General features: G+C 57.8%; 27 protein-coding genes and 1 tRNA gene. 13 read left to right on the top strand and 15 right to left on the bottom strand.

Annotated features, from left to right (window positions below):
* Nucleotides 1-17: 17 nt before the first annotated feature.
* Nucleotides 18-1,070, top strand: coding sequence for a quinone-dependent dihydroorotate dehydrogenase (locus tag RYZ18_RS05745; RefSeq protein WP_317655443.1), 1,053 nt, complete (start codon nt 18-20; stop codon nt 1,068-1,070).
* Nucleotides 1,061-1,396, top strand: a complete 336-nt coding sequence (gene arsC, locus RYZ18_RS05750) for an arsenate reductase (glutaredoxin) (RefSeq protein WP_317655444.1) — start codon at nt 1,061-1,063, stop codon at nt 1,394-1,396. The genes RYZ18_RS05745 and arsC overlap by 10 nt, the downstream gene beginning before the upstream one ends.
* On the opposite strand, the gene RYZ18_RS05755 is transcribed toward arsC, so the two are convergent.
* Genes RYZ18_RS05755 through RYZ18_RS05765 form a run of 3 tightly spaced genes read right to left on the bottom strand, consistent with a single transcriptional unit; the run spans nt 1,393 to nt 3,571 of the window.
* A complete protein-coding gene (locus tag RYZ18_RS05755) occupies nt 1,393-2,709 on the bottom strand; it encodes an MATE family efflux transporter (RefSeq protein ID WP_317655445.1) in 1,317 nt (438 codons plus the stop codon). The two genes, arsC and RYZ18_RS05755, sit on opposite strands and share 4 nt — an antisense overlap.
* Entirely contained in the window at nt 2,706-3,098 is a 393-nt protein-coding gene (locus RYZ18_RS05760; RefSeq protein ID WP_317655446.1) for a PaaI family thioesterase, read from the bottom strand. Before RYZ18_RS05760 ends, RYZ18_RS05755 begins: the two co-directional genes overlap by 4 nt.
* A complete protein-coding gene (locus tag RYZ18_RS05765; protein ID WP_317655447.1) occupies nt 3,098-3,571 on the bottom strand; it encodes a PaaI family thioesterase in 474 nt (157 codons plus the stop codon). Before RYZ18_RS05765 ends, RYZ18_RS05760 begins: the two co-directional genes overlap by 1 nt.
* 139 nt (nt 3,572-3,710) lie before the next feature.
* On the opposite strand from RYZ18_RS05765, the gene RYZ18_RS05770 reads away from it, so the two are divergent.
* The 3 genes from RYZ18_RS05770 to RYZ18_RS05780 are packed head-to-tail and all read left to right on the top strand — an operon-like array spanning nt 3,711 to nt 5,847.
* Entirely contained in the window at nt 3,711-4,133 is a 423-nt protein-coding gene (locus RYZ18_RS05770; protein WP_317655448.1) for a MerR family transcriptional regulator, read from the top strand.
* A gap of 22 nt (nt 4,134-4,155) precedes the next feature.
* Complete coding sequence (locus RYZ18_RS05775) at nt 4,156-4,809, top strand: glutathione S-transferase family protein (protein ID WP_317655449.1); 654 nt, start codon at nt 4,156-4,158, stop codon at nt 4,807-4,809.
* 15 nt (nt 4,810-4,824) lie between these two features.
* Nucleotides 4,825-5,847, top strand: coding sequence for a hypothetical protein (locus tag RYZ18_RS05780; protein ID WP_317655450.1), 1,023 nt, complete (start codon nt 4,825-4,827; stop codon nt 5,845-5,847).
* Between the two features lie 5 nt (nt 5,848-5,852).
* Here RYZ18_RS05780 and RYZ18_RS05785 read toward each other — a convergent pair whose 3' ends face one another.
* From RYZ18_RS05785 to RYZ18_RS05820, 8 genes are all read right to left on the bottom strand, one after another.
* The gene (locus RYZ18_RS05785) at nt 5,853-7,142 is read right to left on the bottom strand and encodes an SPOR domain-containing protein (RefSeq protein WP_317655452.1); all 1,290 of its coding nucleotides are present in this window, start codon (nt 7,140-7,142) and stop codon (nt 5,853-5,855) included.
* Between the two features lie 82 nt (nt 7,143-7,224).
* A complete protein-coding gene (gene upp, locus RYZ18_RS05790) occupies nt 7,225-7,863 on the bottom strand; it encodes a uracil phosphoribosyltransferase (protein ID WP_317655453.1) in 639 nt (212 codons plus the stop codon).
* 10 nt (nt 7,864-7,873) lie between these two features.
* Nucleotides 7,874-8,860, bottom strand: a complete 987-nt coding sequence (locus tag RYZ18_RS05795) for an adenosine deaminase (protein WP_317655454.1) — start codon at nt 8,858-8,860, stop codon at nt 7,874-7,876.
* Between the two features lie 10 nt (nt 8,861-8,870).
* The gene (locus RYZ18_RS05800; protein WP_317655455.1) at nt 8,871-9,032 is read right to left on the bottom strand and encodes a hypothetical protein; all 162 of its coding nucleotides are present in this window, start codon (nt 9,030-9,032) and stop codon (nt 8,871-8,873) included.
* Nucleotides 9,029-10,213 (bottom strand): phosphopentomutase, encoded by a 1,185-nt coding sequence (locus tag RYZ18_RS05805; protein ID WP_317655457.1) that lies wholly within the window; start codon nt 10,211-10,213, stop codon nt 9,029-9,031. The genes RYZ18_RS05800 and RYZ18_RS05805 overlap by 4 nt, the downstream gene beginning before the upstream one ends.
* Complete coding sequence (locus tag RYZ18_RS05810) at nt 10,214-11,524, bottom strand: thymidine phosphorylase (protein WP_317655458.1); 1,311 nt, start codon at nt 11,522-11,524, stop codon at nt 10,214-10,216. It abuts the gene before it with no gap.
* Nucleotides 11,525-11,532: 8 nt separating this feature from the next.
* Nucleotides 11,533-11,946 carry a cytidine deaminase gene (locus RYZ18_RS05815; RefSeq protein ID WP_317655460.1) on the bottom strand — a complete coding sequence of 138 codons (414 nt, stop codon included), beginning with the start codon at nt 11,944-11,946 and terminating at the stop codon, nt 11,533-11,535.
* A gap of 116 nt (nt 11,947-12,062) precedes the next feature.
* Nucleotides 12,063-13,955 (bottom strand): propionyl-CoA synthetase, encoded by a 1,893-nt coding sequence (locus RYZ18_RS05820; protein WP_317655462.1) that lies wholly within the window; start codon nt 13,953-13,955, stop codon nt 12,063-12,065.
* A 155-nt stretch (nt 13,956-14,110) separates the two neighbouring features.
* On the opposite strand from RYZ18_RS05820, the gene RYZ18_RS05825 reads away from it, so the two are divergent.
* Nucleotides 14,111-14,362 (top strand): hypothetical protein, encoded by a 252-nt coding sequence (locus RYZ18_RS05825; RefSeq protein WP_317655464.1) that lies wholly within the window; start codon nt 14,111-14,113, stop codon nt 14,360-14,362.
* Between the two features lie 18 nt (nt 14,363-14,380).
* Here the strand turns inward: RYZ18_RS05825 and RYZ18_RS05830 are convergent, their stop codons facing one another.
* Both RYZ18_RS05830 and RYZ18_RS05835 read right to left on the bottom strand, forming a co-directional pair.
* Complete coding sequence (locus RYZ18_RS05830; RefSeq protein WP_317655465.1) at nt 14,381-16,660, bottom strand: NADP-dependent malic enzyme; 2,280 nt, start codon at nt 16,658-16,660, stop codon at nt 14,381-14,383.
* A 106-nt stretch (nt 16,661-16,766) separates the two neighbouring features.
* Complete coding sequence (locus tag RYZ18_RS05835; RefSeq protein WP_317655467.1) at nt 16,767-17,534, bottom strand: NAD kinase; 768 nt, start codon at nt 17,532-17,534, stop codon at nt 16,767-16,769.
* A 235-nt stretch (nt 17,535-17,769) separates the two neighbouring features.
* Between RYZ18_RS05835 and glyA the strand changes: the two genes are divergently transcribed.
* Entirely contained in the window at nt 17,770-19,065 is a 1,296-nt protein-coding gene (glyA, locus tag RYZ18_RS05840) for a serine hydroxymethyltransferase (RefSeq protein ID WP_317655468.1), read from the top strand.
* A 6-nt stretch (nt 19,066-19,071) separates the two neighbouring features.
* Here the strand turns inward: glyA and RYZ18_RS05845 are convergent, their stop codons facing one another.
* Both RYZ18_RS05845 and RYZ18_RS05850 read right to left on the bottom strand, forming a co-directional pair.
* Nucleotides 19,072-20,223, bottom strand: coding sequence for a Xaa-Pro peptidase family protein (locus tag RYZ18_RS05845; protein ID WP_317655469.1), 1,152 nt, complete (start codon nt 20,221-20,223; stop codon nt 19,072-19,074).
* Nucleotides 20,216-21,292, bottom strand: coding sequence for a pyridoxal-phosphate dependent enzyme (locus RYZ18_RS05850; RefSeq protein ID WP_317655470.1), 1,077 nt, complete (start codon nt 21,290-21,292; stop codon nt 20,216-20,218). The genes RYZ18_RS05845 and RYZ18_RS05850 overlap by 8 nt, the downstream gene beginning before the upstream one ends.
* A 95-nt stretch (nt 21,293-21,387) precedes the next feature.
* Between RYZ18_RS05850 and RYZ18_RS05855 the strand changes: the two genes are divergently transcribed.
* The 6 genes from RYZ18_RS05855 (at nt 21,388) to RYZ18_RS05880 (ending at nt 26,634) form a co-directional block, all read left to right on the top strand.
* The gene (locus tag RYZ18_RS05855) at nt 21,388-21,720 is read left to right on the top strand and encodes a hypothetical protein (protein WP_317655472.1); all 333 of its coding nucleotides are present in this window, start codon (nt 21,388-21,390) and stop codon (nt 21,718-21,720) included.
* 112 nt (nt 21,721-21,832) lie between these two features.
* Nucleotides 21,833-23,119 carry a homoserine dehydrogenase gene (locus RYZ18_RS05860; RefSeq protein ID WP_317655473.1) on the top strand — a complete coding sequence of 429 codons (1,287 nt, stop codon included), beginning with the start codon at nt 21,833-21,835 and terminating at the stop codon, nt 23,117-23,119.
* A 19-nt stretch (nt 23,120-23,138) separates the two neighbouring features.
* Nucleotides 23,139-24,116 carry a class II fructose-bisphosphatase gene (gene glpX, locus RYZ18_RS05865; protein ID WP_317655475.1) on the top strand — a complete coding sequence of 326 codons (978 nt, stop codon included), beginning with the start codon at nt 23,139-23,141 and terminating at the stop codon, nt 24,114-24,116.
* The gene (locus RYZ18_RS05870) at nt 24,113-24,673 is read left to right on the top strand and encodes a cysteine hydrolase family protein (protein ID WP_317655477.1); all 561 of its coding nucleotides are present in this window, start codon (nt 24,113-24,115) and stop codon (nt 24,671-24,673) included. Before glpX ends, RYZ18_RS05870 begins: the two co-directional genes overlap by 4 nt.
* The gene (gene recJ / locus RYZ18_RS05875; protein WP_317655478.1) at nt 24,673-26,454 is read left to right on the top strand and encodes a single-stranded-DNA-specific exonuclease RecJ; all 1,782 of its coding nucleotides are present in this window, start codon (nt 24,673-24,675) and stop codon (nt 26,452-26,454) included. The genes RYZ18_RS05870 and recJ overlap by 1 nt, the downstream gene beginning before the upstream one ends.
* Before the next feature lie 105 nt (nt 26,455-26,559).
* A tRNA-Glu gene (locus RYZ18_RS05880) sits at nt 26,560-26,634 on the top strand.
* The last annotated feature ends 4 nt before the right edge of the window (nt 26,635-26,638 follow it).

A 26,638-nucleotide genomic window follows, 5' to 3' on the forward strand; every position in this document is an offset into this window, starting at 1 on the left:
AGAGATTAGGACATCTGATGTTTGAAAAAGCCGCCCTTGCTGCCTTGCGCCTGATCTCGCCTGAACGCGCGCATGGTCTTGCGCTGACCGCGCTGAACATGGGGCTTGCCCCCAAACCAGGGCCAATCACCACCGCACGTTTGGCAACAACTGTGGCGGGGATGAATTTCCCAAACCCGCTTGGCCTTGCGGCGGGCTTTGACAAAAATGCCACCGCAATTGCGCCCTTAATGGAAACAGGGTTGGGGTTTCTTGAGGTGGGGGCAATCACGCCGCAGGCCCAACCGGGAAACCCGCAACCCCGTGTGTTTCGCCTGCCGCGTGACCGCGCAGTGATCAATCGCTTTGGCTTTAACAATGAAGGCATGGAGGCTGCATCCAAACGTCTGGCCGAGCGCCCCCATCGCATTCCTTTGGGTTTGAATTTGGGCGCCAATAAAACCAGCACGGATCGCGCGGCAGATTACGCTTTGGTTTTGGCCCGTTGTGGGGGGCTGATTGATTTTGCTACGATCAACATCTCCTCGCCCAACACCGAGAACCTGCGCGACCTACAGGCCGCAGACCAGCTTGAGCGCTTGTTGCAAGGGGTAATGGATGCGAATTTTGATCTCGCGCGCCCCGTGCCCCTCTTTGTGAAAATTGCACCTGACCTGACCAATGACGAGATTGACGCCATTGCAGAGCTTGCCTTGCGGATGCAGCTTGCGGGGATCATTGCCACCAATACCACCATTTCACGCGAGGGGTTGCGCGGGCGCCATCGGCGCGAAACTGGGGGCCTGTCAGGGCAACCCTTGTTCGAGCGATCCACCAAAGTTCTGGCACGACTGTCGCAGCAAACAGGCGGCAAGATTGCCTTGATTGGTGTGGGGGGCGTGGCCAATGCGGATCAAGCCTATGCCAAGATCAAGGCGGGCGCGCATTTGGTGCAGCTTTACACGGGGCTTGTTTATGGGGGTATGGGTTTGGTTGCCGATATCCTTCAAGGCCTTGACGCCGCTCTTGCGCAAGATGGCCATGACAGTTTGCAATCTGCCATCGGCACGGGGGTTGACGCATGGCTTTGACCCTCTGGCATAATCCACGCTGTTCGAAATCCCGTCAGGCTTTGGCATTGCTGACAGAGAGGGGCATCGAGTTTGACACGCGCGCCTATTTAGACGCCGCGCCCACCCATGCCGAACTGGCCGCAGTGATCGCAAAACTAGGCCGCCCTGCCCGCGATTTGATCCGCGCAAAAGAGGCCCGCGAAACGGGGGTGGATTTGACGGATGAAGCCGCAATCTTGGCTGCCATGGCCGATGATCCACGCCTGATTGAACGCCCTGTTTTGATCAGTGAAACCGCCGCCGCGATTGGCCGCCCGCCTGAAAATATCCTTACGCTGCTTTAGGTCGCGCTGCGCTCAAGTGCGGGATAGCGCGCCCCAAGGCTGAGACCGCGCAGGATGAACATCCCCAACAACGCGGCCCATAACCCGTGATTTCCATAGGCGGGGATCAGCGTCAGGCACAGTATGACATAGCCTGCGAAAGACAGGGCCATCATGTTGCGCATGTCACGGGTGCGGGTTGCGCCAATGAATATCCCGTCCAAAATCCATGCTTGAAACCCAACAAGCGGCGCAAGCACCATCCAAAACAGGTAATCACGCGCCTCAATCCGCACTTCGGGCGCAGTGGTGAGAATATCAATAATCTCGCCTCCAAAGACCCAAAAAGCTGCGGCCATCACCACCGCCACACCGCCCGACCAAAGCGCCGTCATCATGGCGCTGCGGCGCAAGGCGGCGCGGTTTTTGGCCCCTAAGGATTTTCCAACAAGACTTTCGGCGGCAAAAGCAAATCCGTCCAACCCATAGGCGGTAATATGGATGAATTGCATAAGAATTTGATTGGAAGCGAGGGTCGTATCCCCGAAATCCGAGCCGATATAGATGAAGGAGGTAAACCCCGCCATCAGAAAGACGGAACGGATCAAAATATCGGTGTTGACCTGCGCCATATGCAACAGCCGCCCGCGATCAAAAACGCGCGGCCAATCGCGCCATGCCGCTTGCGAAAATCCCGCGCGACACAGATAAAGCCCAAGCGCCAAGCCCGACCATTCTGCAATGGCCGTGGCCGCGGCCACACCATCGACATCATAGCCCAAACCCAACACAAACCCCACTGACAGCAGGATGTTCAACCCGTTCATCCAGAGCTGCAAAACGAACACGGCGCCTGTGCGTTCAGCGGCAATCAACCACCCCGTGATGCCATAAATCGCGATTGCCGCGGGGGCAGACCAAATGCGGATTGCCATGTAATCGCGCGCCAAAGCCTCGACCGCATCACTTGCGGGGGCTATCGCAAAAATAGCCGCAAAAATTACCGATTGCAGCAGGATCAAAAGCACACCAGCCACCACGCCAATCATCAAAACACGCGACAGCAAGGCCGAGATTTCTGCCTGATCCCCTGCCCCATGGGCCTGCGCGGCCAAGCCGACAGTGCCCATGCGCAAGAATCCAAAAATCCAAAACACAGTGGTCATGGATATCGCACCCAAGCCCACCGCGCCGATCATAGCTGCATCACCCAATTGGCCAACAACGCCCGTGTCGACCAAACCCAAAAGCGGCACTGTGATGTTTGACAAAACCACAGGCACGGCGATGCGCAACACCCGCGCATGAGTCAAGGGCGGGGTCTGGTCCGTCATGGGGCTGTCACCAAGGCAAAATGGCCATGCGCCGCGGCAATGGGAGTGTCTGGATCACCTTGCCACATCGTGACCGAGACCGAGGCAAAACGGCGCCCCGCGCGGGTCAGCTGCGCCTTGGCAAACCCATCTTCGGGCAGGCCGCGGCGCAAATAATCCACAGTGAAATCAATCAACTTTGGCGGGGTTGTCAGCGGGATAGAGAGCGCATCAATAACATGGGTTTGCGCCGTGATCTGCAGCACCGATGCTGTAACCCCGCCATGCAGCGCGGGCAAAATCGGATTGCCAATCAAAACGCCACGATAAGGCAATTTGATTACCCCGCCCTTTTGGCCCTCTAGGCCCAAAAACCGCGCATAGGGCAGCTGGTTCAAAATCTGCTGCATCAGCCCTGCCTCTTTTGCGGGTTGACCATCTCCAAGACACCCTTGCCCTCTGGCCCATATTCGACCGTGAAACTTCCGCTGGCTTTGGCCAAAAGCGCGCCTGTCTCTTGATCAGTGGCCGCCACAGTGACAAAGGCCACATTTCCCCTGATGGCGTAACACTCCGCCTTGGCCAGAACAGTGCCTTTTGCACTCTGGCCCATCACATCAAGGCGCAGATCTAAGGTCGCGGTCGCAAGGGGTTTGCTGTCATGCGCCACCACTGCTGTGCCTGCACAGGTGTCCATCAGCGCCGTAAGTGCGCCTTCATGCAGCGCGCCCACCGCATCACAAAGATCGGGCAGAACCCGCATCGTCATCGCCGCAGTCCCAGATCCAAGGGCAACAATGTTCATCTGCAACGCCGCCGCATAGGGCAGTTGCGTGATGAAACTTTGCGCGACATGGAGGATATCCGACTGGTCGGAGGGCACGGGCATAATCCAACAAATTGGGGTTAATGATCTGCACCATCTAACGCGCAGCGCGCGCCCGCGGCAATGCGCAAATTACATCGATACCAATTCTATGATAAGCTGTGGTCAAATCATGGATCAGCCGAGGATGCCGCAAATGCCATCAGACGCCCCACAGCGCGAGGCCGATTTTCGCACCATCGGCGAGATGTGCGCCCTGTTTCAAGTGACGCCGCGCAGCCTTCGGTTCTACGAAAGCAAGGAGCTGTTGGCCCCCTTGCGTGTGGGACAAAAGCGGCTTTATTCCCGCAGCGATCAAGCACGTCTTAAACTGATTTTACAGGGCAAACGCTTTGGCTTTAGCTTAGAGGCGATGCGACAATTGCTTGACCTTTATGCACTTGGCGACAATCAAGTGACGCAACTGGAAAGAAGCCTAGAAGTTGGGCGTGAAAGATTGCACGATATGCAGGCACAATATACCGAGTTAGGCCAAGCCATTCGAGATTTGCAAAGTCAAATTGATTTGGTGGCGCAAATGCTGGCAGACCGAAAATCGGATCAAGACCCACAGTCATAACGTGACATAAGGAAACCGAGCCGTGACCAACACCCTCTATTGTTTTGGGGAATCTGGAAATGCCTATAAAGCCGCGCTGTGCCTAACATTGGCAGGTGTGCCTTGGCAGCCCCGTTTTGTTGATTTCTTCAACGGCGAGGCGCGCGGTGCAGAGTTTCGCGCAATAAACCCAATGGGCGAAGTTCCCGTGCTAGATGCAGGGGGTAAAATCCTGACCCAATCAGGGTTGATACAAACTTGGGTTATGGATGAAACAGGCAAACTTGCAGGGGCGAGTGCCGCAGATCGTCAAGAAATCTTGCGGTGGATTTTGTTCGATAATCAAAAGGTTTCGGGCACTGCGGGGCCGTTGCGGTTTTTGATGAATTTCGCGCCCGAGGACAAACGAGATGCGGGCGTTATTGGGTATTTGACGGGGCGGATGCAGGCCGCGCTTTCCATTCTCGAAGGGGTGCTCAGCACCCGCGACTGGATTGCCTGCGACAGTGTCTCAGCGGCGGATATCGCCTGCGCGGGCTATCTCTATTATCCTGAAAATTTCAATTTCACGCGCGCCGATTATCCTGCGATTTCGGCATGGCTGACCCGCTTGGCCCACCAACCCAATTGGGCACATCCCTATGACCTAATGCCTGCGCCAACCTTGGGCAAAGATAACGGGTTTCGCGATGCATAAGCGCGAGGGCAGTGCGTGACCGCGTTAGAGGAATATCAAAAACTAGAGGCCACAGGCCTTTGGCGCGATGTTGGCGACAGCCAACGCCGCGAAGTGTTGATCAATTTGGGCAACACTTCTTTGATCATATCGACCCTTTCAGAAACAGCGCTCACCCATTGGTCGCTGGCCGCGGTGATCCGCGTCAATCCAGGCGAGCTGCCAGCCCTTTATGTGCCTGTGGAGGGGAGTGACGAAAGCCTAGAGATCGCGGATGAGGACATGATCGCCGCAATCGAAAAGCTGCGCAGTATGATTGACCGCCATCGCCCCCATCCGGGGCGGTTGCGTGGTATTCTGGCGGCCACAACCGCGGCAGTGGTTCTGGGCTTGGGCCTGTTTTGGTTGCCTGATGCCTTGGTGCGCCAGACAGTGCATCTTTTGCCCGAGGCAAAAAAGCGCGAAATAGGTCAGGATATTCTCACAGAGATGATCCAACTGACGGGGCCAAGCTGCAATCAAACCGCGGGGCAAGCCGCGCTTGCAGCCCTTGCGCGGCGGGTGTTCATCGCCACGCCGACCGTGCCGCGGCTTGTGGTTCTGCGTGATGGTCTGCCCGCAAGCCTACATTTGCCCGGTGATTTGATCGTGCTCAACCGATCCGTGGTTGAGGATTACCAAAGCCCTGATGTGTTGGCAGGGTTTTTATTGTCGGAATATATACGCTTGGTGGACAGCAACCCCACCCAAGCCCTGCTGCAAGAGGCGGGTTTATGGGCGACATTTCGACTGTTGACCACAGGCCAGATCAGCGACACGCATCTGGCTGCGCGCGCCGCCAGTCTGCTGACCGAAACACCAACAGATGTGGCCGATGAGGCGCTTTTATCGCAATTTGCACAGGCCGAGATTTCCTCGCAGCCTTACGCCTACGCACTCGATATCTCGGGTGAAAACACCCTTAGCCTGATCGAGGCAGACCCCCTGCGGACAGCACCAAATGCGCCCTTGCTAGAAGATACGAGATGGGTTGCCCTGCAGGAGATTTGCACTGAGTGAACAGATCACTGAACGCGGGCCGAGGTGAACCCTGCCGCACGCAGGGCCAATGCCGCGCGTTGCGTGGCTGCATCACTTGAGAACGGACCGACCAGAACCGCATATCCCGAACTCATACGCCCAAGCCGTGCAGTCATGCCAAATTGAGCCAATTGCGCGGCGGTCTGCGCGGCTTCGTTCCGCGTGCTATAGGTGGCGGCGCGAACCAAGGCCCCTGTCACGGAAACTGTGGGCATGGCTGTTGCCTGAACCGTTGCAGGTTCTGAGGCCCTTAGGCCGCTACGGGGCGGGACGGGTGCTGCCTCTGCGGCTGGGGCATTGCGGCTTGATTGCGTCACGGGCCCCTGCGGTTGTGCGGCGGGTTGCGCGCGTGTGGATCGGCTGACGAAAATTGACGGCGCCTCCATGGCTTGAGGCGTTGCAATGGCCTGTGGGATAGGCACGGGTGCTGCCACCGCTGTGGCAACGGGTGGTCTGCCACCGCTAAATAGGCCCGCGAAAAAATTTTGCAGGCCAAAGCGCAAGCGTCCCCTGCGGTCATTTTGCAGACGCGCTGGCACGCCCTGATCCCAAATCTGAGCCATTTGCGCATCACCCGTAGCCGTGCGCGGCCCCCGCATCGGATTGAGACGCCCATCTGACCACGCAGGCCGATACCCTTCGGGCACGATAATCCCGCTTGGATCCGTTGCCCCAATCCGTCCTGTCGCGGCACCCGCAATCATGGCGGGAACCGCCAATGGCGCGCGAGCCTCAGAACGGGCCAACCCATCGGCAGGGTGAATGGGTTGCGGGCCACAACGTATTGCCGTGCGGCTGCGAATTTCGGTCACGCTGCCATCGCGGGCGCGAATGATGCAGCGATTGGAATTATTTGACGGGCTTGGCACGGGCGGAACAATCGCCATGACAGGTGCCGCAGCGGGTGCCACACCAACGGGTTCCCGCAGGCGCATGGGGGCCTGTGCGGGCCGTGTCACGGGCGCTGCACCCACAACCGGGGCAGTTGCGACAGGGGCCGCCGCCATTTGCGACAGGGAGGGCGGCAAACCGCAAATCTGCCTGCGATCCCGCGAGATACGCGGAATCCAATCTGTCGAAGCCCCCTGCCCCGTGCGAATGAACGCACAGCCTGTGCTGTCGACATATTGTTCAGAGGTGAATGACTGGGGGGGGAATTCCGCGGGTGGCCTTAGGTTCTGCGCGATCCCCTGCCCAGCAACGGCAACCATTGAGGATAGAACCGTTGCAGAAAATCCCATGCTGCCCCAAAATTTTACTGCTTTTTTGACCATTCAAGCCCCCGAATTGGGGCAAGAATGCATCAATATTTAGACATAGTAAAGGCACATAACAGAACAAATAGATATCCGCCCCTCATTTGGTGGCAAATATCCGATCCCCCGCATCCCCTAGACCCGGAAGGATATACCCCTTTTCGTTCAAACCGCGATCCAAGGCCGCGGTAAAAATTGGCACATCAGGATGGCGAGCGGCGAATGTCCTGACACCCTCAGGGGCGGCCAGCAATGTCATCAGACTGATATCAACGGCCCCTTCCGATTTGATTTTATCCACCGCCGCAGCCGCCGAATTGCCCGTGGCCAGCATGGGATCTAGGGCGATGACATGACGTTGGGACAGGTGCGAGGGCAGGTTGAGATAGTAATCCACGGGCTCAAGCGTTTCCTCATTGCGATACAGCCCGACAAATCCAACCCGCGCAGCGGGGATCACGGCGCGCATCCCCTCAAGCATTCCGTTGCCCGCCCGCAAAATCGAAATCAAAGCCAGTTTTTTCCCTGCAAGTGTCGGCGCATCCATCACCTCAAGCGGGGTCTCAACGGCGGTGGTGGTAACCGCCAAATCGCGGGTCACCTCATAGGCCATCAGCATCGAAATTTCGGTTAAAAGCCGCGCGAAATCTTGGGAGGCGCAGTTTTTATCGCGCATCAAGCTCAGCTTATGTTGCACAAGCGGATGGGTCACGATGGTCAGTGTATCGAATTCTGGCATAGTCTTCCCCCTAGCTTTCAAGCCGTTTTGCAACGCGCGCGCGGGTTTCCTCATCACAAAAGGCCGCCGCAAGCGCGGTTTGGTTTATTTCCGTGAATTCCGTCTCAGCCCACCCAAAATGCTGTTCCAAGGCCTCATATTCACGGCTCATATTGGTATGGAAAAAGGGTGGATCATCGGTTGACACGGTTACTTTGACCCCAGCCTCGCGCAGACTCGCAAGCGGGTGACTTTTCCAATTTGGGAAAACCCCAAGAAAAACATTCGACACAGGGCAGCATTCCAAAACAACACCCGTATCGGCAAGGCGTGCGACCAAGTCAGGGTCACTGATCGCCTCGACACCATGCCCGATACGGGGCGGATTATAGGCATCTAGCGTCTCGCGCACCGATTGCGCGCCCCCCCATTCGCCTGCATGAATGGTGAAGGGTAGTCCTGCCTCGGCCGCGCAATCAAAGCTCCACGAAAAATCGCGCACATGGCCAATCTTCTCGTCCCCCGCCATTCCAAAGCCGCAAATCATGCGCCCCGCCGTTTCCGCAGCACAGCGCGCGGCCCGCTTCGCCTGATCTGGCCCGAAATGACGAACCGCCGTAATCACGCCCCGCATCGTGATCCCAAAATCCCGCTCGGCGGCATCTGCGGCTTCGGTCATCGCAGAAAGATACTCGCGCCAAGCACCAATATCCCCACCGCCGCAAAAATCAGGGGACAAGAAGGTTTCGCAATAAACCACCCCATGGCCTGCTGATGCCTCAAGCACAGAGCGCGTCAGACGCGCATAATCTTCGGGCGTGGTGAGAACCGATGTTGCCGCCTCATAGACGCGCAGAAAATGCACAAAATCATGAATGTCATAACCGCCTTGCGCGGTGAAAATGCCCGATAAATCCACCTTTTTTTCGAAGGCGATCTGACGAATAAAATCAGGCTGTGCCGCCCCCTCAAGATGAAGGTGCAATTCAACCTTTTTGACGCGGGCCATATCTGACATCGCCGTTCCCCTAAAAATAATAGCCAAGCGCGGTGACCACTATGGCAAATAAGGTAGCCGCGCGCCATGAGATCACTCGCTGCGACAAGATCCGCGCGGCCAAACGCACCCCAAATAGGGCAGCGACAAAGGTCATGGCAGCATAGATGATTTGACTGTCAATCTGGCTCATAAGACAGGGCTTCCAATCTGAAGGGGGCCAAGCCCCAAATGCGCGGCGAGGCTTGCGCCAATATCGGCAAAGGCCCGAAGGCCTAGCCCTTGGGGCGCATGGTCAGGGGCCGCCACCAAAAAGGGGACACGTTCACGGGTGTGATCCGTGCCAACCCATGTGGGATCATTACCATGATCTGCTGTTAAAATCAGCATGTCACCCGGGCGCAGCGCAGCGATAATCGGCGCAATCGCTGCGTCAAACCATTCCAGCGCACCCGCATAACCCGCCACATCGCGGCGATGGCCAAAACGGGCATCAAACTCAACGAAATTGGCGATTGTGAGGCTACCATCGGGGGCGCAATCTACCGCGTGGGCCAGATGTTCCATCAGGCGGGCATCACCTCCCTTATGGCTTTCTGTGATGCCACGATGGGCGAAAATATCGCTGATTTTGCCAATGGCAATGACCGCGCGCCCTGCCTCAGATGCGTGATCCAACAAGGTTGGGTGGGGCGGCATCATCGCGTAATCGCGGCGGTTTTCAGTGCGCTCAAACGCGCCTAGGCGACCCGTAAAGGGGCGCGCGATCACCCGCCCTACCCGCATCGCGTGCAGTTGCGGTGCGATCCTTTCGCAGAGGTCATAGAGACGCTCTAGCCCAAAGACCTCTTCATGCGCGGCAATCTGAAAGACACTATCGGCGGAGGTGTAGCAAATCGGATACCCCGTTTGCAGATGTTGCGCCCCAAGGCGTTCGATGATCTCAGTCCCAGAGGCGTGGCAATTGCCCAAAATCCCCCCAACACCTGCGATAGATTGAACCGCCGCGACCAAAGCCTCAGGGAAACTGGGAACGGTAGCGGGAAAATAGTGCCAATCCCAAGGCAAGGCGCAGCCCGTCAATTCCCAATGGCCTGATGGCGTATCTTTGCCTTTGGCGGATTCTTCGGCCACGCCCCAAATGGCATTCGGTGCAGCCGATGTCAGGGGTGCAGGGCAGATGCCGCTTGCCAGATGCAAAGCGGCCCCAAGGCCTAGACGATCCAAATTCGGCACTCTCAGCGGCTGTGCCTGCGCGATATGGCCCAAGGTATTCGCGCCTGTATCGGGATGGCCCGCATTGAAATATCGGTCTGCGTCTGGTGCGCCCCCGATACCAACAGAATCCATCACCACCAAAAATCCACGCGCCATTCAGCCGATCCTTTCATGGATCAAGGCAGGGCGCGGCGGCCTTTCTTCGGAAAGGGTGAAGGCGTCTAACACGATTGCCCCCATATGTTTGGCAATCTCAGGGTCGCGCGCATGAAGGCGTAAAAGCGGGGTCGTGGGGTCGGCCAAATCACCAATCCGCTGGATGTCAGAAAGACCCACACGTTTGTCGATCTGATCCTCTGCCTGTAGGCGCCCCCCGCCAAGATGCACCACAACCTCGCCCAAGGTGCGGGCGTCAATTGCACGGATATAGCCCGTCTTTTGCGGGAAAATATCCACCGCATAGAGCGCTGCAGGCAAGCGATCTCGCCAACGTGCCACAAAATCTGTGGCGCCCCCTTGCGCCGCGACCATACGGCCAAAAACCTCGGCGGCGTGACCTTGGGTCAGCGCGTTTGTCAGTGCCATCTCACCTGCCGCCGCATCAACCGCAAGCCCCGCTTGCACCAAAACCTCACCCCCAAGGCTGATGGTTAGGCGGATCAGATCACTGTCGAGCTTTGGACTGCACAGCGCCTCCATCACCTCCATCATTTCCAAAGAATTGCCCGCTGCACGCGCAAGCGGTTGGTTCATATCGGTGACAAGCGCCGTGGTTTTACAGCCCGCGCTTTGCGCTGTATCCACCAAGGATTGAGCCAGTTGCACGGCCTCTTGCGGGGTTTGCATAAAGGCACCCGTGCCGCATTTCACGTCTAAAACCAAGGCCTCTAGCCCTGCTGCCAATTTCTTGGACAAAATAGAGGCCGTGATCAAATCAATGCTTGGCACAGTGGCGGTGATATCACGCAACCCATAAAGCCTACGATCCGCAGGGGCGATATCGGCATTGGCGCTGACAATCGCACAGCCCACTTGCCCCACAATGCGTTGCAAATCCTCAATGGCGACATCAATCTGCAAGCCCGAAATTGCCGAAAGTTTGTCCAAAGTGCCGCCCGTATGCCCCAAGCCACGCCCTGAAATCATCGGCACATAGGCCCCGCACGCCGCTAAGGCAGGGGCAAGGATCAGCGACACACAATCGCCCACCCCGCCTGTGGAATGTTTGTCGATTACAGGGCCATCCAGTGACCACCCCAAAACCGTGCCGCTTTCCAGCATCCCATGGGTCAGATGGGTGCGGTTCTCAAGGCTGAGACCGTGCAAACATACGGCCATCGCAAAGGCCCCCGCCTGCGCATCGCTGACAGTGCCATCCGCCAACCCTTCGGCAAAGGCAAACATCTCAAATTCGGTCAGAGTTTGCCCCTCTCGCAATTTTGCCAAGATGCTGCGCGGATCGGCCATGATCTGCCCTATTCCATCGCCGATTTCACAAAGGCGCCAGGCAGAATGTCCGCCATGCTCAGGATCGCCTGACCTGTGCCGCGCGTTGTGGCCATGGTGATCAGCACCTCATCTTTGCTGAATTCTCGCAATTTTTGGCGACACCCCCCACAAGGGGCGACAGGAACGGGGCTATCTGCGATCACAGCAACCTCTAGGATCTCATGACAGCCTGCGGCAATCATCGCTGAAATTGCGCCCGCCTCGGCACAGGTGCCTTGGGGATAGGCCGCGTTTTCGACATTCACCCCGTGGTAAATCTGCCCATCTGCCCCACGCAGCGCAGCACCGACTGCAAAGCCCGAATATGGGGCATAGGCGCGCGGACGGATTTCTGCGGCGGCGGCCATCAATGCGGGGTCTGGTGTCTTGGTCTGGGGCATGATCCGCACTCCTTGAATTGCGTTGCCTCAATCTGTCCTGACGAACCGATGCACGCAAGGCGAAAGAAAAAGCGGGCCCAAAGGCCCGCCCTTCATCCCGTCTCGTCAAACCCGCCTTAGGCTTTGGGGTAGCCCAAAGTTTTCAAGGCCACTGCAATCTCGTCTAAAATCGCAGGATCATCAATTGTTGCAGGCATTTTATAGCTTTCGCCATCGGCGATTTTCACCATTGTTCCACGCAAAATCTTGCCCGAACGGGTTTTGGGCAGGCGATCCACCACAACGGCCAGTTTGAACGCCGCAACGGGGCCGATTTTGTCACGCACAAGTTTCACGCATTCAGACACGACATCTGCCGCATCTTTGGTCGCCCCTTTGTTGAGACACAAAAACCCCAGAGGCATTTGCCCTTTGAGATCATCTGCCACACCGATTACCGCGCATTCAGCCACATCTGGGTGGGAGGCTAGAACCTCCTCCATCCCACCTGTCGACAAGCGGTGACCCGCCACGTTGATCACATCATCCGTGCGCGCCATGATATAAAGATACCCGTCTTCATCCTTATATCCCGCATCACCCGTCTCGTAATAGCCTTTGAAATGCTCAAGATAGGATTTGCGGAAGCGGGCTTCGGCATTCCACAACGTAGGCAAGGTTGCAGGCGGCAAGGGCAATTTAATCGCAATCGCGCCCAATTCGCCCGCAGGCACTTCATGCCCGCCCTCATCCAAAATTTGTACATCATACCCAGGCATTGGCACCGAGGGGCTGCCGATTTTGACAGGCAATTTTTCAATACCCAATGGGTTGCCACAAATGGCCCAACCCGTTTCGGTTTGCCACCAATGGTCAATCACTGGCACGCCAAGTTTTGCCTGCGCCCATTGGATTGTGTCAGGGTCGGCACGCTCGCCCGCCAAGAACAGCGATTCAAGGCTAGAGATGTCATATTTCCCAATAAAGCTGCCTTCTGGGTCTTCGCGCTTGATCGCGCGAAAGGCCGTTGGGGCGGTAAAGAGGCATTTGACCTTATGCTCATCAATCACGCGCCAGAACGTGCCTGCATCAGGCGTGCCAATAGGTTTGCCTTCAAAGACGATTGTGGTGCAGCCAAAGGTCAGAGGCGCGTAACAAATATAGGAATGCCCCACGACCCAACCCACATCAGAGGCGGCCCAAAACACCTCGCCGGGGTTCATATCGTAGAGATTGCGCATTGACCAATTCAACGCAACCAGATGGCCGCCTGTATGGCGCACAACGCCCTTTGGCTGGCCCGTTGTGCCAGAGGTGTAGAGAATATAGGCGGGGTGGTTGCCCTCTACGGGCACACAAGGCGCAGGCGCAACCCCGTGTTGGAAGCCATACCAATCGACATCGCGCCCATCGGTCAAGCTTGCCACTTCTTGCTCGCGCTGAAAGATCACGCAGAAATCTGGCTTATGGGCAGCGGCCTCGATGGCCGCATCCAAAAGTGGTTTATAATGCACCACGCGGCCCGGCTCGAGGCCACAGGAGGCGGCGATGATACATTTGGGCTGCGCATCATCAATGCGCACCGCCAATTCAGCCGCAGCAAAGCCGCCAAAGACCACCGAATGCACCGCGCCAATGCGCGCGCAGGCAAGCATCGCCTCAACCGCCTGTGGCACCATCGGCATATAGATAATGACCCGATCCCCTTTGGTCACACCTTTGGCCTGAAGGCCACCCGCCAGAAGCGCGACACGTTCTTGCAATTCTGCGTAGGAAATTTTCTGAACCGTGTTGGTGATGGGGCTGTCATAGATGATAGCGGTGCGATCCCCATGGCCTGCTGCAACATGGCGATCGACCGCGTTCCAACAACCATTCAGTTGACCATCTGCAAACCATTCATAAAGAGGCGCGTTTTCATCAGACAGCGCGTGGGATGGTTCAACATCCCAATCAATGGCAGAAGCAGCCTCCATCCAAAACCCTTCTGGGTTGGAACGGGCATACTCATAAATCTTTTGATAGCTCATGCGGGCCTCCCTTTGCTTGCGCAATTTTCTATCCCTTCAACCATAGCTTGCGCAAGAAGGTGACTTTGACGCAGGCGCGAAAACTGCGACCATGCGCCACTTTGTTTTAACGGGGGGAAGGTTAAATGAGGGGATATTGAACAGGAGCCTCCCCCATGACCATGTCCTTAAACGAAGACACAAGCCACTATATCACACGCCATGTCACCTATCGCCTGCCCGTCATCGGGCGCATCGCGCGCGAGGTGGTCGAGGGCGAAGTAGACAACAGTTTTGCCCTTATTATCATGGTTGTTTCGGCTGTTGCCTCGGCCATTCTGATTTGGGGATTCCCCGCACTGATCATCTCGGCGCTTGGGGCAACCGCATTGATGTTTCTCACACTGTTGCGCATCACCTTTGGCTAAGGCGCGGCAGTGCGCCTGTCAGCCATAGGTGGCGACAGGCGTGCCTGCGAGGGCAGAAATATTCAACAGCCCCCGCGCGGTGATTGAGGGGGTGACGATATGCGCGCGATTACCCATCCCCATAAGAATCGGCCCAACTTCGAGCCCGCCCGCCTTCATCTTTAGGATGTTCCGTGCCGCCCCAGCGGCATCAGTATTGGCAAAGACAAGCGCGTTGGCTTGCCCCTCAAGGCGCGAATTGGGGAAAATTCGGGCGCGCAGTTCGGGATCAAGCGCGCTGTCGATATGCATCTCGCCCTCATAGGCGAAATCAAGCGCCATCGCGTCCAGAATATCAAGCGCCGCGCGCATCCGCCGCCCACTATCACTGTCGAGATTGCCAAATTGACTGCCAGAACACAGCGCAATTTTTGGCGCGATGCCAAAGCGGCGCACATGACGGGCCGTGGCAATCACCGTCTCGGCGATTTGGTCTGGGGTGGGCTGCGCATGAATATGCGTATCGGCAATAAAGAGCGGCCCATCTTCCAAAATCATCAAGGACAGCGCCCCAACGGGATGTAACCCGTCACGGGCCAAAAGCTGGCTGATATATTTCAAGTGCCACAAATACTGGCCAAAGGTGCCGCAGATTAAGCTGTCTGCCTCTTCGCGATACACCATGACCGCGCCGATGGCGGTGGTGTTTGTGCGCATAATCGCACGGGCCAAATCGGGGGTCACCCCGTGACGTTCCATAACGCTGTGATAGCTGCCCCAATAATCCCGATAGCGCGGGTCATTTTCGGGGTTTACGATTTCGAAATCCACCCGCGGGCGGATGGTCAGGCCTGCCCGCTCGGCCCGCATTTCAATCACATCGGGACGACCGATAAGAATGGGGGTGTCTGTGGTTTCCTCAAGCATGGCTTGGGCCGCACGCAAAACGCGCTCATCCTCGCCTTCTGCGAAAGCGATACGGCGGGTCGTGGTGGCCGCTGCAGCAAAGACAGGGCGCATGATAAGCGCAGAGCGGAACACCGCCTGATTAAGTTTGGCGCGATAGGCGGCGATGTCATCAATGGGCCGCTTCGCCACACCCGAACTCATAGCCGCCTCGGCCACGGCACTGGCCACCACACCCATCAGGCGCGGGTCAAATGGCTTGGGGATCAGATAGTCAGGGCCAAAGGTCAGCTGCTCGCCCTTATAGGCCGCCGCAGCTTCGGCACTGGTGGTTGCGCGCGCCAATGCGGCGATGCCTTCAATACAGGCAATTTGCATCGCGTCATTGATTTCGCTTGCGCCGACATCCAAAGCGCCGCGGAAGATGAACGGAAAGCATAAGACGTTGTTCACCTGATTGGGAAAATCTGACCGCCCCGTGGCAATGATCGCGTCCGGCTTTACCGCGCGCACATCATCGGGGGTGATTTCTGGGTTCGGGTTCGCCAGGGCAAAGACCACAGGACGATCCGCCATGCGCGAAACCATCTCGCGCGTTAAAACACCCGGGCCAGACAGGCCAAGGAACAAATCCGCCCCCTCGATCACATCGCTTAAGGAAGCAGGACTGGCCCCTTGGGCATATTCGGCTTTTTGCGGTGTCATTCCCGCCTCACGGCCCCGATAGACCAGACCATCCAAATCGCAGAGCCAAACATTCTCACGCTTGAGGCCCAGTTTCAGCAGCATATTGAGGCAGGCAATCCCCGCCGCACCGCCGCCCGTAGACACGACCTTGATATCGGCAAAGGATTTCCCCGCAAGACGCAGCGCATTGGTTGCGGCCGCGCCCACGACAATCGCCGTTCCATGTTGGTCGTCATGGAAAACGGGAATATTCATTCGCTCACGGCACAGTTTTTCTACGATAAAACAATCTGGCGCTTTGATATCCTCAAGATTGATTGCGCCAAAGGTTGGCTCAAGCGCGCAAACAATATCCGCCAATTTCTCGGGATCGCTCTCGTTCAATTCAATGTCAAAGCAGTCGATGCCGGCGAATTTCTTGAAAAGAACCGCCTTCCCCTCCATCACAGGCTTAGAGGCGAGTGCGCCAATATTGCCAAGACCTAGCACAGCCGTGCCATTGGTCACCACGGCGACAAGGTTGCCGCGTCCTGTATAGCTTTCGGCATGGGCGGGGTCTGCTTTGATTTCAAGGCAGGCTTCAGCAACGCCGGGGCTATAGGCCAAGGACAGGTCGCGCCCATTCGCCAAAGGCTTGGTCGCGCGCACCTCCAATTTCCCTGGTTTCGGGCCTGCATGATAGGCAAGCGCGCGCTGGCGCAAACTGTCGTTGCTGTCTTCAGTCATGATCTATTCCCAATCGGCTATGGTCGCCAAACGGCCGCAAACGGCCACCCTCCACAATTAGTTTAACGTTAAACTATCGCCGAGGAAAGGGCAAATCCCGTTTGGATTACACGAATTGCTCGCGCAAAAGCCGCTCTTCCAAACCATGGCCTGGATCGAACAGGATACGATGGGTCACGTCTTGCGCGCTGGATATCTCTACATGGGTGACGTTGTTCACCGAAACGCTGTCGGCATCTGCCATCACAGGGCGGTGGTCAGGATCGACCACTTCGAAAATCACATTGGATGATTTATTGAGCAGCGCCCCCCGCCACCTGCGCGGACGAAAGGCCGCCACGGCGGTCATCGCCAAAACATCTGCACCAATGGGCAAAATCGGGCCATGCGCGGAATAGTTATAGGCGGTCGAGCCTGCAGGCGTGCATAACAGCGCGCCATCGCAGACCAGTTCTTGCATGCGCAGCTTTCCATCAACATGGATGCGCAGCTTGGCGGCTTGGGGGCCTGCGCGCAGCAAACTGACCTCATTGATCGCCAAAGCCTCGATTGTTTCGCCTGTCGCGCGCCGCGCCTTCATCCGCAACGGGTTGATCTGCGCCTCCTCCGCCGCAGTGAGGCGGGCCATCAAACCATCGGCAGAATATTCATTCATCAAAAAGCCGACCGTGCCACGGTTCATTCCATAGACCGGACGATTGAGCGGTTGGGTTTCGTGCAAGGTCGACAGCATAAAGCCATCCCCGCCAAGCGCCACGATGATATCGGCCTCCTGAGGCGTTGATTGGCCATAAGCCGCGCTCAATTCCGCAAGGGCGGCCTGCGCCATCCGCGCCCGCGAGGCCAAAAAGGCTATTTTCAAATCTTTGCTCATCTGCGCGACCTTTGCGAGACAGGGGTGATGCCATCCTGTTCCCTGCCATGCCGAAACACAAGACCCCGCAAAACAGTGCAAATTTGCCCGCCTTGCAGGGCGGCAGGGCGCGACTCTCTGTCGAATTGCCGCTTTCGCCCTTTTCCAAAGGGCTGTTCTGCCCTAAACCCCATGCGATAGACAGCGCCCGCGCGTCACCCAACAAAACGCGCCCCCGATGTAAGGAGCCCTCACTATGACTGCGCCCCACCGTGACGATGGATTTTTCACCGAAGCCCTCAGCACCCGTGACCCTGAAATCTTTGGCGCGATTACCAAAGAGTTCGGTCGTCAAAGCGAAGAGATCGAATTGATCGCCTCCGAGAACATCGTCTCGGCTGCTGTGATGGCTGCGCAAGGCTCGGTGATGACCAATAAATATGCCGAAGGTTATCCTGGTCGGCGGTATTATGGCGGCTGCGATTATGTCGATATCGCAGAAAACCTTGCGATTGAGCGGGCCTGCAAATTGTTTGACTGTGCGCATGCCAATGTGCAGCCCAATTCAGGCAGCCAAGCGAACCAAGGGGTTTTCACAGCTCTTTTGACGCCTGGCGATACCATCTTGGGTATGAGCCTTGATGCAGGCGGCCACCTGACCCATGGCGCCAAGCCCAACCAATCGGGCAAGTGGTTTAACGCCATCCAATACGGTGTGCGCAAGCAGGACATGGAAATCGACTATGACGCGATTGCCGAACTTGCGGCTGAACATAAGCCCAAAATGCTGATTGCGGGCGGCTCGGCCATTCCGCGTGTCATTGATTTTGCAAAAATGCGTGAGATTGCTGACAGTGTCGGGGCCTATCTTTTGGTCGACATGGCGCATTTCGCGGGACTTGTGGCATCGGGTCATTACCCCTCGCCTTTCCCGCATGCGCATGTTGCAACCACCACCACGCATAAAACCCTGCGCGGGCCACGCGGTGGGATGATCCTGACAAATGACGAAGATATCGCCAAGAAGGTCAATTCTGCCATCTTCCCTGGCATCCAAGGCGGGCCGTTGATGCATGTGATCGCCGCCAAGGCCGTGGCCTTTGGTGAGGCGCTGCGCCCTGAATTCAAAGCCTACCAGACCCAAGTGATTGCCAATGCCAAGGCGCTGGCGGATCAGCTGATGAAGGGCGGCTTGGATATCGTCACAGGCGGCACAGATACGCATTTGATGTTGGTTGACCTGCGCCCCAAAGGCGTAAAAGGCAACGCCACTGAAAAGGCGCTTGGCCGTGCCAACATCACCTGCAACAAAAACGGCATCCCGTTTGACACCGAAAAGCCGATGATCACCTCAGGCGTGCGTTTGGGAACACCTGCGGCCACAACCCGTGGCTTTACCGAGACCGAATTCCGCCAAGTTGCAGATTGGATCGTTGAAGTGGTCGATGGCTTGGCCGCGAATGGTGAGGACGGCAATGGCGCCGTAGAGGCAAAAGTTGCCGCAGAGGTAAAGGCACTCTGCCAGCGCTTCCCCATCTACCCAAGCATCTGACAGCGCCTATAAAATTGTAATATCACGCGGGGCGGGGTTTGTTAAAAACTCCGCCCCGTTTTCTGTCAGGACAATATTTTCTTCGGCGACCAGTATCCGCCCCTGCCCTAGATCAACAGATGGCTCAAGCGTGAGAACCATACCCGCAGGCAGCATTGTCTGATCGTGCGGTGTCAGGGATGGCCATTCAGTCAGCGTCACGCCCAACCCGTGCCCTAAGCGACCACCACAAGGCGTGCCGCCGTGCGCCGTAATTTCGCGGCATAGCATCGCGTGCAGGTCTGAGGCGCGTATATTCGGCGCAACCCCCTCCATCACCGCATGGATCGCATCTTGTAAAATCTGATGCCCGCGGGCCGCCTCAGGGCTTGGGGTGCCGATGGCAAAATTGCGATCAAAGTCACAAAAATAGCCGTCTTTCACCGCGCCTGTATCAAGCATCAAAATATCGCCACTGTGCAGGGGTGTCGGCGCGGCAGGTGAGATCACATCACCATAGCTCCCCTCGCCCGCGCCCCCTGCGACATAGGACACCCAGTCGGCCCCCTCCTCGAGCAGCAGGATTTGAAAGGCCCGAAACACCGCGTCTAAGGGCGTGCCAACACGGGCAATTTCATCAACGCGGGCAAAGGCACGATTACCAATGGCGCAGGCGGCGCGCAATTTTTCAATCTCAAGCGCTGATTTTATCTCGCGGGTGCGGTGCATGATATCTGTCGCATCCACAAAACTGCGGGGGGCGAGACGGGTTTGCAGCGCAAAGAAATCCCCCAAAGGCATCCGCAGCTGCGTCTCTAGGCCCATGGCCACACCAATCTTTCCGTCTTTGGATGTGACGTCACATAAGGCCTCAGCCAACAAGCTGACCCCATCATCTTCGGGGCGCGGCGCGGGCCATGTGCGGATATCGGAGATCACCGATTGCCCCATAAGATAGGCCCCAATCTCGGGGATCACGGCGATTGGGGTGCCTGTGGCGGGGATCACCACAAACCAAGGCCGGGCGGGACTTTCCCAAAAGCGGGTGAGAAAACCCGTAACATAGAAAATATCCGCGGCTTGGGTCAGCAAAATGGCATCTAGGCCTGCGGCCTGTAGGCGGGCCTGAATCGCGCTATGACGGCGGTGATATTCAGAGGGCGGGAACAGGTCAGACATCCTCTGGCCCTTCGCTCAACACACAAAGAACCCGCGCATCGGGTGGGAAGTCATAGCCAAGATAGGCCGCAGCAATCACGCCCGCGGCGCCCGATGGCGTGGAGGCAAGCCCCGCCTCGGTCAAGCGCGCGACGCCCGAGGCCGCTTGACCATCTGAGATCGTCAAAAATTGATCCGCATCGCGCGCCAGCCCCGCAAGCGCCACAAGCGAGGCGGTTTTGCAATCAAGCCGTCCCATGATTGAGACAGGGCCGTGGCTGTCGACCACATGACCCGCGGCAATCGCATCTTGCAGGGCGGGGGCTGCGTCAGGCTCGACCACGATAATCTGCGGGGTCTGCCCCCATGTGGCGCGCGCATGGGCGGCCAAGGCCCCTGCCATGCCACCCACACCTGCTTGCAAGAAAATATGGGTTGGGGGGCTGTCCAGTGCTTCGGCCATTTCCGCCCCGATTTGCAAATACCCCTCCATCACGAGATAGCCTTGGGTCATCTCACCCGCCCATGTGCTATCGGGCAAAAGCGTGCCTTCCCCCGCCGCGGCTGCAGCCTCGGCGGCCTTCATGCTTTCCTCATAGGTTGCCCCTGCACGGCGCGGCTCCGCCCCTTGCGCGCGCAGACGATTGGCAAAAGCCTCAGGGACAGTGTCAGACAGATAGATTATGGCACGCGCGCCAAAGACCCGCGCGCCTGCCGCAACAGACAGACCATGATTGCCCGCACTTGCGGCGATAAACGCGCGGCCTGTCAGGGCCGTGCTGTAGTCAGTGGCCCCATTTTCCATGGCTGCGCGCGCAGCGCGGGCGATGACATAGGCCGCGCCCAAGGCTTTGAAGCTTCCAAGCCCCATACGCGCGCGCTCATCTTTAACGAAAAACGCGGCTGTGCCTGCCGCTTTGGCCAAATCATCGCGCACCAAAAGGGGCGTGGGCGCATAAGCGGGGCACTGTTCCAATAGGGCCTGAACGGGGCTTGCATCCTGACTGGGAAAGCACTGCAAATCAGGCAGACCCGCCCCGCGATAAGGATTCTCGTGGATCGCGGTTGGGTGCAAGGCTGTGTCTTCCATGGCGCAATGTCCCTTTTCTAATCGCACCAAGCCTAAGACCAGTTTATCGGTGCTTTCGTGTTCCCCGCGTCACTCTAACCACAAAAACCGCCAATTTGCCAAATGGCAAAGGCCTGAGCACGCAAACAAGGCTAGACCCAAGCCGATTGGCGCGCTATCGCAAGATCATGCGATATATCACGCCCCTTTTGCTGGTCTTGCCTCTCGCGCTGTCTGCTTGCAGCGCACAGAACACCGCGCGCCAAGATCTGCGCGCCGCAAGTTACCCCGCGCTTTTGCCGCTTGGCGCGCTTGAAGTTGAGGGGGTGCGTGACCCGACCCGCGCCGAGACACCAAGCACCGCTGAGGCCACTGTTGGGGAATTGTCCGAGCGCGCAGAAGACATGCGCCGCCGCGCCGCTGCCTTGGCCAACGCGCCACTCAATTAAATCCGTGTGGAATAGTTGCCCTGCCTGCGTTGCACCTCGCATTGGAAGGGGCTAACAGGGGTTCAACTTAAGAATGTGCGCCTTGCGCATAAGTATTTGGAGGTTCGGGATCATGGAACGCCCTTTGCGTCTTGCAATCGCAGGTCTTGGCACCGTTGGCACAGGTGTCATCAAGATGATTCAGAACAATGGCGCGCTCATTGAAGCCCGCACAGGGCGCAAGGTCACCATTTCCGCCGTAAGCGCCCGCAGCCGTGACAAAGATCGCGGCGTGAATCTGGCGAAATACGCATGGGAGGATGATCCCGTGGCACTGGCCAAGCGCGAGGATGTGGATGTCTTTGTTGAACTGATGGGCGGCTCGGATGGCCCTGCCAAGGCCGCGACCGAGGCCGCGATTGCCGCAGGCAAAGATGTTGTTACGGCCAATAAGGCGCTTTTGGCCTTGCATGGGCAAGAATTGGCCGAAGCGGCAGAGGATAAGAACCTTGTCCTGCGCTTTGAGGCTGCAGTGGCGGGTGGCATCCCAATTATCAAATCCTTGACCGAAGGTTTGGCAGGCAACCAGATCACCCGCGTGATGGGCGTGATGAACGGAACCTGCAACTACATCCTCACGCGGATGGAAAATGCAGGCCTCACCTATGAGGAGGCCTTTGCCGAAGCCGATGGTCTTGGCTATTTGGAGGCGGATCCACAGCTTGATGTGGGCGGCATTGATGCGGGTCATAAATTGGCGCTTCTGTCCTCTATCGCCTTTGGCACAAAGGTTGATTTTGACGGCATGCGCCTTGAGGGGATCGGCGCTGTCACCATCGAAGATATCAAGCGCGCGGCTGATCTGGGGTTCAAGATCAAACTTTTGGGCGTGGCGCGGATGACGGGCCGTGGCCTAGAGCAGCGCATGAGCCCTTGCCTTGTTCCCGCCTCCTCCCCCTTGGGGCAGCTTGAGGGCGGAACGAATATGGTGGTGGTCGAAGGCGACCATGTTGGTCAAATCGTGCTGCGCGGCGCGGGTGCAGGCGAAGGCCCAACCGCCAGCGCGGTGCTGTCTGATATTTGCGACATTGCGCGCGGCATACGGGTTGCGACCTTTGGCCAACCTGCAAAAACCCTCAAGGCAGCCCCACCTGCATCAGCAGCTTCGGCGGCCTGCTACTATATCCGCATGACCTTGACCGACAAACCAGGCGCTTTGGCAAAAATTGCCACAGTTTTGGGCGATAATGGCATTTCTATTGATCGGATGCGCCAATATGATCACCCAGACGAGGCCGCGCCTGTTTTGATTGTGACCCACAAAGCCGCACAGCCCGCGTTGCAAGAGGCGCTTGCCGCCCTGCCGCAGACGGGTGTGCTGATGAGCCCCCCTGTCGCCCTGCGCATCGAAGACGTCTGAAAGAAAGGCCATACCGCCCATGTCGCAAAAATCCGATTTCAATGATCGTATGCTCTCTTTGGGCTTGGCCCGTGTTTCTGAAGCGGCGGCGATTGCCTCGGCAGATCTTATTGGCCGCGGCGATGAAAAGGCCGCCGACCAAGCCGCGGTAAACGCCATGCGCGAGCAGTTGAACCTGCTTGATATCCAAGGTGTGGTTGTCATCGGTGAGGGCGAACGGGACGAGGCCCCCATGCTGTATATCGGCGAAGAGGTCGGCACAGGAACTGGCCCCGCAGTTGATATTGCGCTTGATCCCCTAGAAGGGACAACCCTGACCGCAAAGGATATGCCTAACGCCCTGACAGTGATTGCGATGGGGCCACGTGGCTCCATGTTGCACGCCCCCGACACTTATATGGATAAGCTTGCCATTGGGCCGGGCTATCCTGAGGGCGTCCTTAATTTGGATATGACCCCTGCAGAACGTGTCATGGCCTTGGCCAAAGCACGCGGATGCAGCCCAAATGACATTACAGTTTGTGTTCTCGAACGCCCCCGCCATGAGGCGATGATTGCAGAAATTCGCGGCACAGGCGCCTCAATTCGTTTGATTACGGATGGTGATGTCGCGGGGGTGATCCATACGGCAGAGGCCAATCTGACAGGGATCGATATGTATATGGGCCAAGGCGGCGCACCCGAAGGGGTGTTGGCCGCAGCGGCCCTGAAATGCATGGGTGGTCAGATGTGGGGCCGCTTGGTGTTCCGCAATGACGATGAACGCGCCCGCGCCACTAAGGCAGGCATCAGCGATTTTGACCGCGTCTACACACGCGATGAAATGGTGACCGAAGATGTGATCTTCGCGGCAACAGGCGTGACCTCGGGCTCAATCCTGTCGGGGATCAAGCGCGAACCTGGATGGCTGACCACCGAAACAATCTTGATGCGTTCGAAAACAGGGTCGATCCGCCGAATGAGCTATCGCCACCCGACCCAACGGAGCGTTGAATGACGCAGGGACTGATCCTGATTGATTTTCAAAAAGGCTTCGAAGCCCCAATATGGGGGCAGCGCAACAATAAGGATGCAGAAACAAACGCCGCAGGGCTGCTTGCAGCATGGCGCGCGGGCCATGCGCCTGTCGTGCATGTGCGCCACGCCTCTACGCAGGCGGGCAGCCCCCTTGCCAAAGGCAGTGCAGGCTTTGCCTTTATGGATGCGCTTGCCCCCAAAGGCGATGAGCCTGTGTTTGAGAAATCCGTGAATTCCGCATTTATCGGCACGGGACTTGAGGCATATCTTCGCGATCAAAGCATAAAGGCGGTTGTTATTGCAGGGCTAACCACGCCTCATTGCGTCTCAACCAGCGCCCGCATGGCTGCCAATTTGGGTTTCGATGTTATCCTTGCACATGATGCCTGTGCGACCTTCGCGCGCAATGGGGATATGTCGTGGTCTGACGCAAGCATGGCGATTGACCCTGAAACCAGCCACCAGATCGCGGTTGCGCATTTGCATGGCGAATTTGTCCGCGCGCAATCTTGTGACGAAATCCTGAAAAGCCTGTGATGAATGATGATCTCGCACACCCCCTCTGCCTTGATGTCGGCCTGTCACTCGGCCAAAAACGATGGATCGCGCCCGCCTCTGAGGTGATGCGCCATGCCGCCGCCATCAAACGCGAGGCAGACCTGCCCGAGGCGGTAGCGATCTTGTTGGCACAGCGGGGCGTTTTGCCGGAACATGCAAAGGCGTTTTTAACCCCTGCTTTGCGCGACCTCCTGCCTGACCCGCGCAATTTGCGCGATATGGACAAGGCCGCCGCGCGCATCTTGGATGCCCTGACCGCGCGCCAAAAAATTGCAATTTTCGCAGATTATGATGTCGATGGCGGCAGTTCGGCTGCGCTATTGGTCGATTGGCTGCGCCAAATGGGCCACAGTGCGACCCTCTATGTGCCTGATAGAATTGACGAAGGCTATGGCCCGAACATCCCCGCAATGCAGGAGTTGGGCGCGACACATGATCTGATCATCTGTGTGGATTGTGGGACATTGTCCCATGAACCGATTGCGGCAGCGGGCTGCGATGTTGTTGTTCTCGATCACCATTTGGGCGGTGCAGATTTACCAACCTGCGTGGCCGTGGTGAACCCAAACCGCCAAGACGAGACAGGCGACTTAGGCCATCTCTGCGCCGCTGCGGTGGTCTTCTTGGTGTTGGTCGAGATGAACCGCCGCCTGCGCGAGGATCATGCCACAACCGGCCCCGACCTTATGGCGATGCTGGATCTTGTGGCGCTTGCCACTGTAGCGGATGTGGCGCCCCTCGTGGGGGTGAACCGTGCCTTTGTGCGACAAGGTCTGACGGTTATGGCGCGGCGCGCGCGGGCGGGGCTTGTGGCGCTGTGCGATGTGGCGCGCCTTGATCGCGCGCCAAACGCCTATCATTTGGGCTTTGTCCTTGGGCCACGGGTCAATGCGGGCGGGCGCATCGGTGAGGCAGATCTCGGCGCGAGGCTGTTATGCGAAACCGATCCGCAGAAGGCCCAAGCGATGGCAACCCGCCTCGAAAGCCTGAACACCGACCGCCGCGAGATTGAAGCCGCTGTGCGGGAGGCTGCCCTTGCCCAAGCCGAAGCGCGTGGTCTGGATGCCCCGCTTGTGTGGGCCGCAGGCGATGGGTGGCACGCAGGCGTGGTGGGCATTGTTGCAAGCCGCCTGAAGGAGACAGCAAACCGCCCCTCTATCGTCATCAGTTTTGACGGGGATGCGGGCAAAGGGTCGGGGCGTTCGGTTGCAGGTGTTGATCTGGGGGCTGCAATCCAAAAGCTTGCCGCAGAAGGGCTGATTGAAAAGGGCGGCGGGCATAAGATGGCCGCAGGTCTAAGCCTTCATCGTGCGCAACTCGAGCCTGCAATGGCGCGCCTATCTGATCTGTTGGCCCGCCAAGGCGCGGGCGAGAGCACATATCAGGATTTGAGGGTTGATGCCGTGATCCTGCCCTCAGGTGCTACACCTGACTTGCTCGAGATGTTGGAGCAGGCAGGGCCATTCGGCGCTTCTGCCCCTGCCCCGCGTTTTGCGCTGCCAAGCCTAAGGATTAGTTTCACGAAACCTGTGGGCGAGGCGCATCTGAAATTCACCGCCACCGATGGCGGGCCCGTTGCCATGGAGGGCATCGCCTTTGGCGCGATGGACGGCCCGCTTGGCCCCGCCTTGCAAGAGGCGCAGCGATCGGGGCGGAAAATGCATTTGGCGGGGCGTCTTGAATTAAACCATTGGCAGGGCCGCACCAAAGTGCAACTGCGCCTTGAGGATGCCGCATGGGCGGAGGGCGCGCCGAGCTAAGCCCCAATAGGGCCAGTTTGCAGCCGCAAAAAATTCGCGCATCGTGATGCAGAATCCTCTTGCGCCCCCGCCGTGCATTTCCTAATAACCGCCCACACCAAGCGTGGCCCGTTCGTCTATCGGTTAGGACGCCAGGTTTTCAACCTGGAAAGAGGGGTTCGATTCCCCTACGGGCTGCCACATC

The sequence above is a fragment of the Roseovarius sp. 10 genome, assembly GCF_033100315.1.
Classification (GTDB): domain Bacteria; phylum Pseudomonadota; class Alphaproteobacteria; order Rhodobacterales; family Rhodobacteraceae; genus M30B80.

What these genes read in the sequence shown, in the direction of transcription:
- RYZ18_RS05745 (WP_317655443.1), top strand. Translation starts at nt 18, where the DNA reads ATGTTTGAAAAAGCCGCCCTTGCTGCCTTGCGCCTGATCTCGCCTGAA.
- arsC (WP_317655444.1), top strand. Translation starts at nt 1,061, where the DNA reads ATGGCTTTGACCCTCTGGCATAATCCACGCTGTTCGAAATCCCGTCAG.
- RYZ18_RS05755 (WP_317655445.1), bottom strand. Translation starts at nt 2,709, where the DNA reads ATGACGGACCAGACCCCGCCCTTGACTCATGCGCGGGTGTTGCGCATC.
- RYZ18_RS05760 (WP_317655446.1), bottom strand. Translation starts at nt 3,098, where the DNA reads ATGCAGCAGATTTTGAACCAGCTGCCCTATGCGCGGTTTTTGGGCCTA.
- RYZ18_RS05770 (WP_317655448.1), top strand. Translation starts at nt 3,711, where the DNA reads ATGCCATCAGACGCCCCACAGCGCGAGGCCGATTTTCGCACCATCGGC.
- RYZ18_RS05785 (WP_317655452.1), bottom strand. Translation starts at nt 7,142, where the DNA reads ATGGTCAAAAAAGCAGTAAAATTTTGGGGCAGCATGGGATTTTCTGCA.
- upp (WP_317655453.1), bottom strand. Translation starts at nt 7,863, where the DNA reads ATGCCAGAATTCGATACACTGACCATCGTGACCCATCCGCTTGTGCAA.
- RYZ18_RS05795 (WP_317655454.1), bottom strand. Translation starts at nt 8,860, where the DNA reads ATGTCAGATATGGCCCGCGTCAAAAAGGTTGAATTGCACCTTCATCTT.
- RYZ18_RS05800 (WP_317655455.1), bottom strand. Translation starts at nt 9,032, where the DNA reads ATGAGCCAGATTGACAGTCAAATCATCTATGCTGCCATGACCTTTGTC.
- RYZ18_RS05805 (WP_317655457.1), bottom strand. Translation starts at nt 10,213, where the DNA reads ATGGCGCGTGGATTTTTGGTGGTGATGGATTCTGTTGGTATCGGGGGC.
- RYZ18_RS05810 (WP_317655458.1), bottom strand. Translation starts at nt 11,524, where the DNA reads ATGGCCGATCCGCGCAGCATCTTGGCAAAATTGCGAGAGGGGCAAACT.
- RYZ18_RS05815 (WP_317655460.1), bottom strand. Translation starts at nt 11,946, where the DNA reads ATGCCCCAGACCAAGACACCAGACCCCGCATTGATGGCCGCCGCCGCA.
- RYZ18_RS05820 (WP_317655462.1), bottom strand. Translation starts at nt 13,955, where the DNA reads ATGAGCTATCAAAAGATTTATGAGTATGCCCGTTCCAACCCAGAAGGG.
- RYZ18_RS05825 (WP_317655464.1), top strand. Translation starts at nt 14,111, where the DNA reads ATGACCATGTCCTTAAACGAAGACACAAGCCACTATATCACACGCCAT.
- RYZ18_RS05830 (WP_317655465.1), bottom strand. Translation starts at nt 16,660, where the DNA reads ATGACTGAAGACAGCAACGACAGTTTGCGCCAGCGCGCGCTTGCCTAT.
- RYZ18_RS05835 (WP_317655467.1), bottom strand. Translation starts at nt 17,534, where the DNA reads ATGAGCAAAGATTTGAAAATAGCCTTTTTGGCCTCGCGGGCGCGGATG.
- glyA (WP_317655468.1), top strand. Translation starts at nt 17,770, where the DNA reads ATGACTGCGCCCCACCGTGACGATGGATTTTTCACCGAAGCCCTCAGC.
- RYZ18_RS05845 (WP_317655469.1), bottom strand. Translation starts at nt 20,223, where the DNA reads ATGTCTGACCTGTTCCCGCCCTCTGAATATCACCGCCGTCATAGCGCG.
- RYZ18_RS05850 (WP_317655470.1), bottom strand. Translation starts at nt 21,292, where the DNA reads ATGGAAGACACAGCCTTGCACCCAACCGCGATCCACGAGAATCCTTAT.
- RYZ18_RS05860 (WP_317655473.1), top strand. Translation starts at nt 21,833, where the DNA reads ATGGAACGCCCTTTGCGTCTTGCAATCGCAGGTCTTGGCACCGTTGGC.
- glpX (WP_317655475.1), top strand. Translation starts at nt 23,139, where the DNA reads ATGTCGCAAAAATCCGATTTCAATGATCGTATGCTCTCTTTGGGCTTG.
- RYZ18_RS05870 (WP_317655477.1), top strand. Translation starts at nt 24,113, where the DNA reads ATGACGCAGGGACTGATCCTGATTGATTTTCAAAAAGGCTTCGAAGCC.
- recJ (WP_317655478.1), top strand. Translation starts at nt 24,673, where the DNA reads ATGAATGATGATCTCGCACACCCCCTCTGCCTTGATGTCGGCCTGTCA.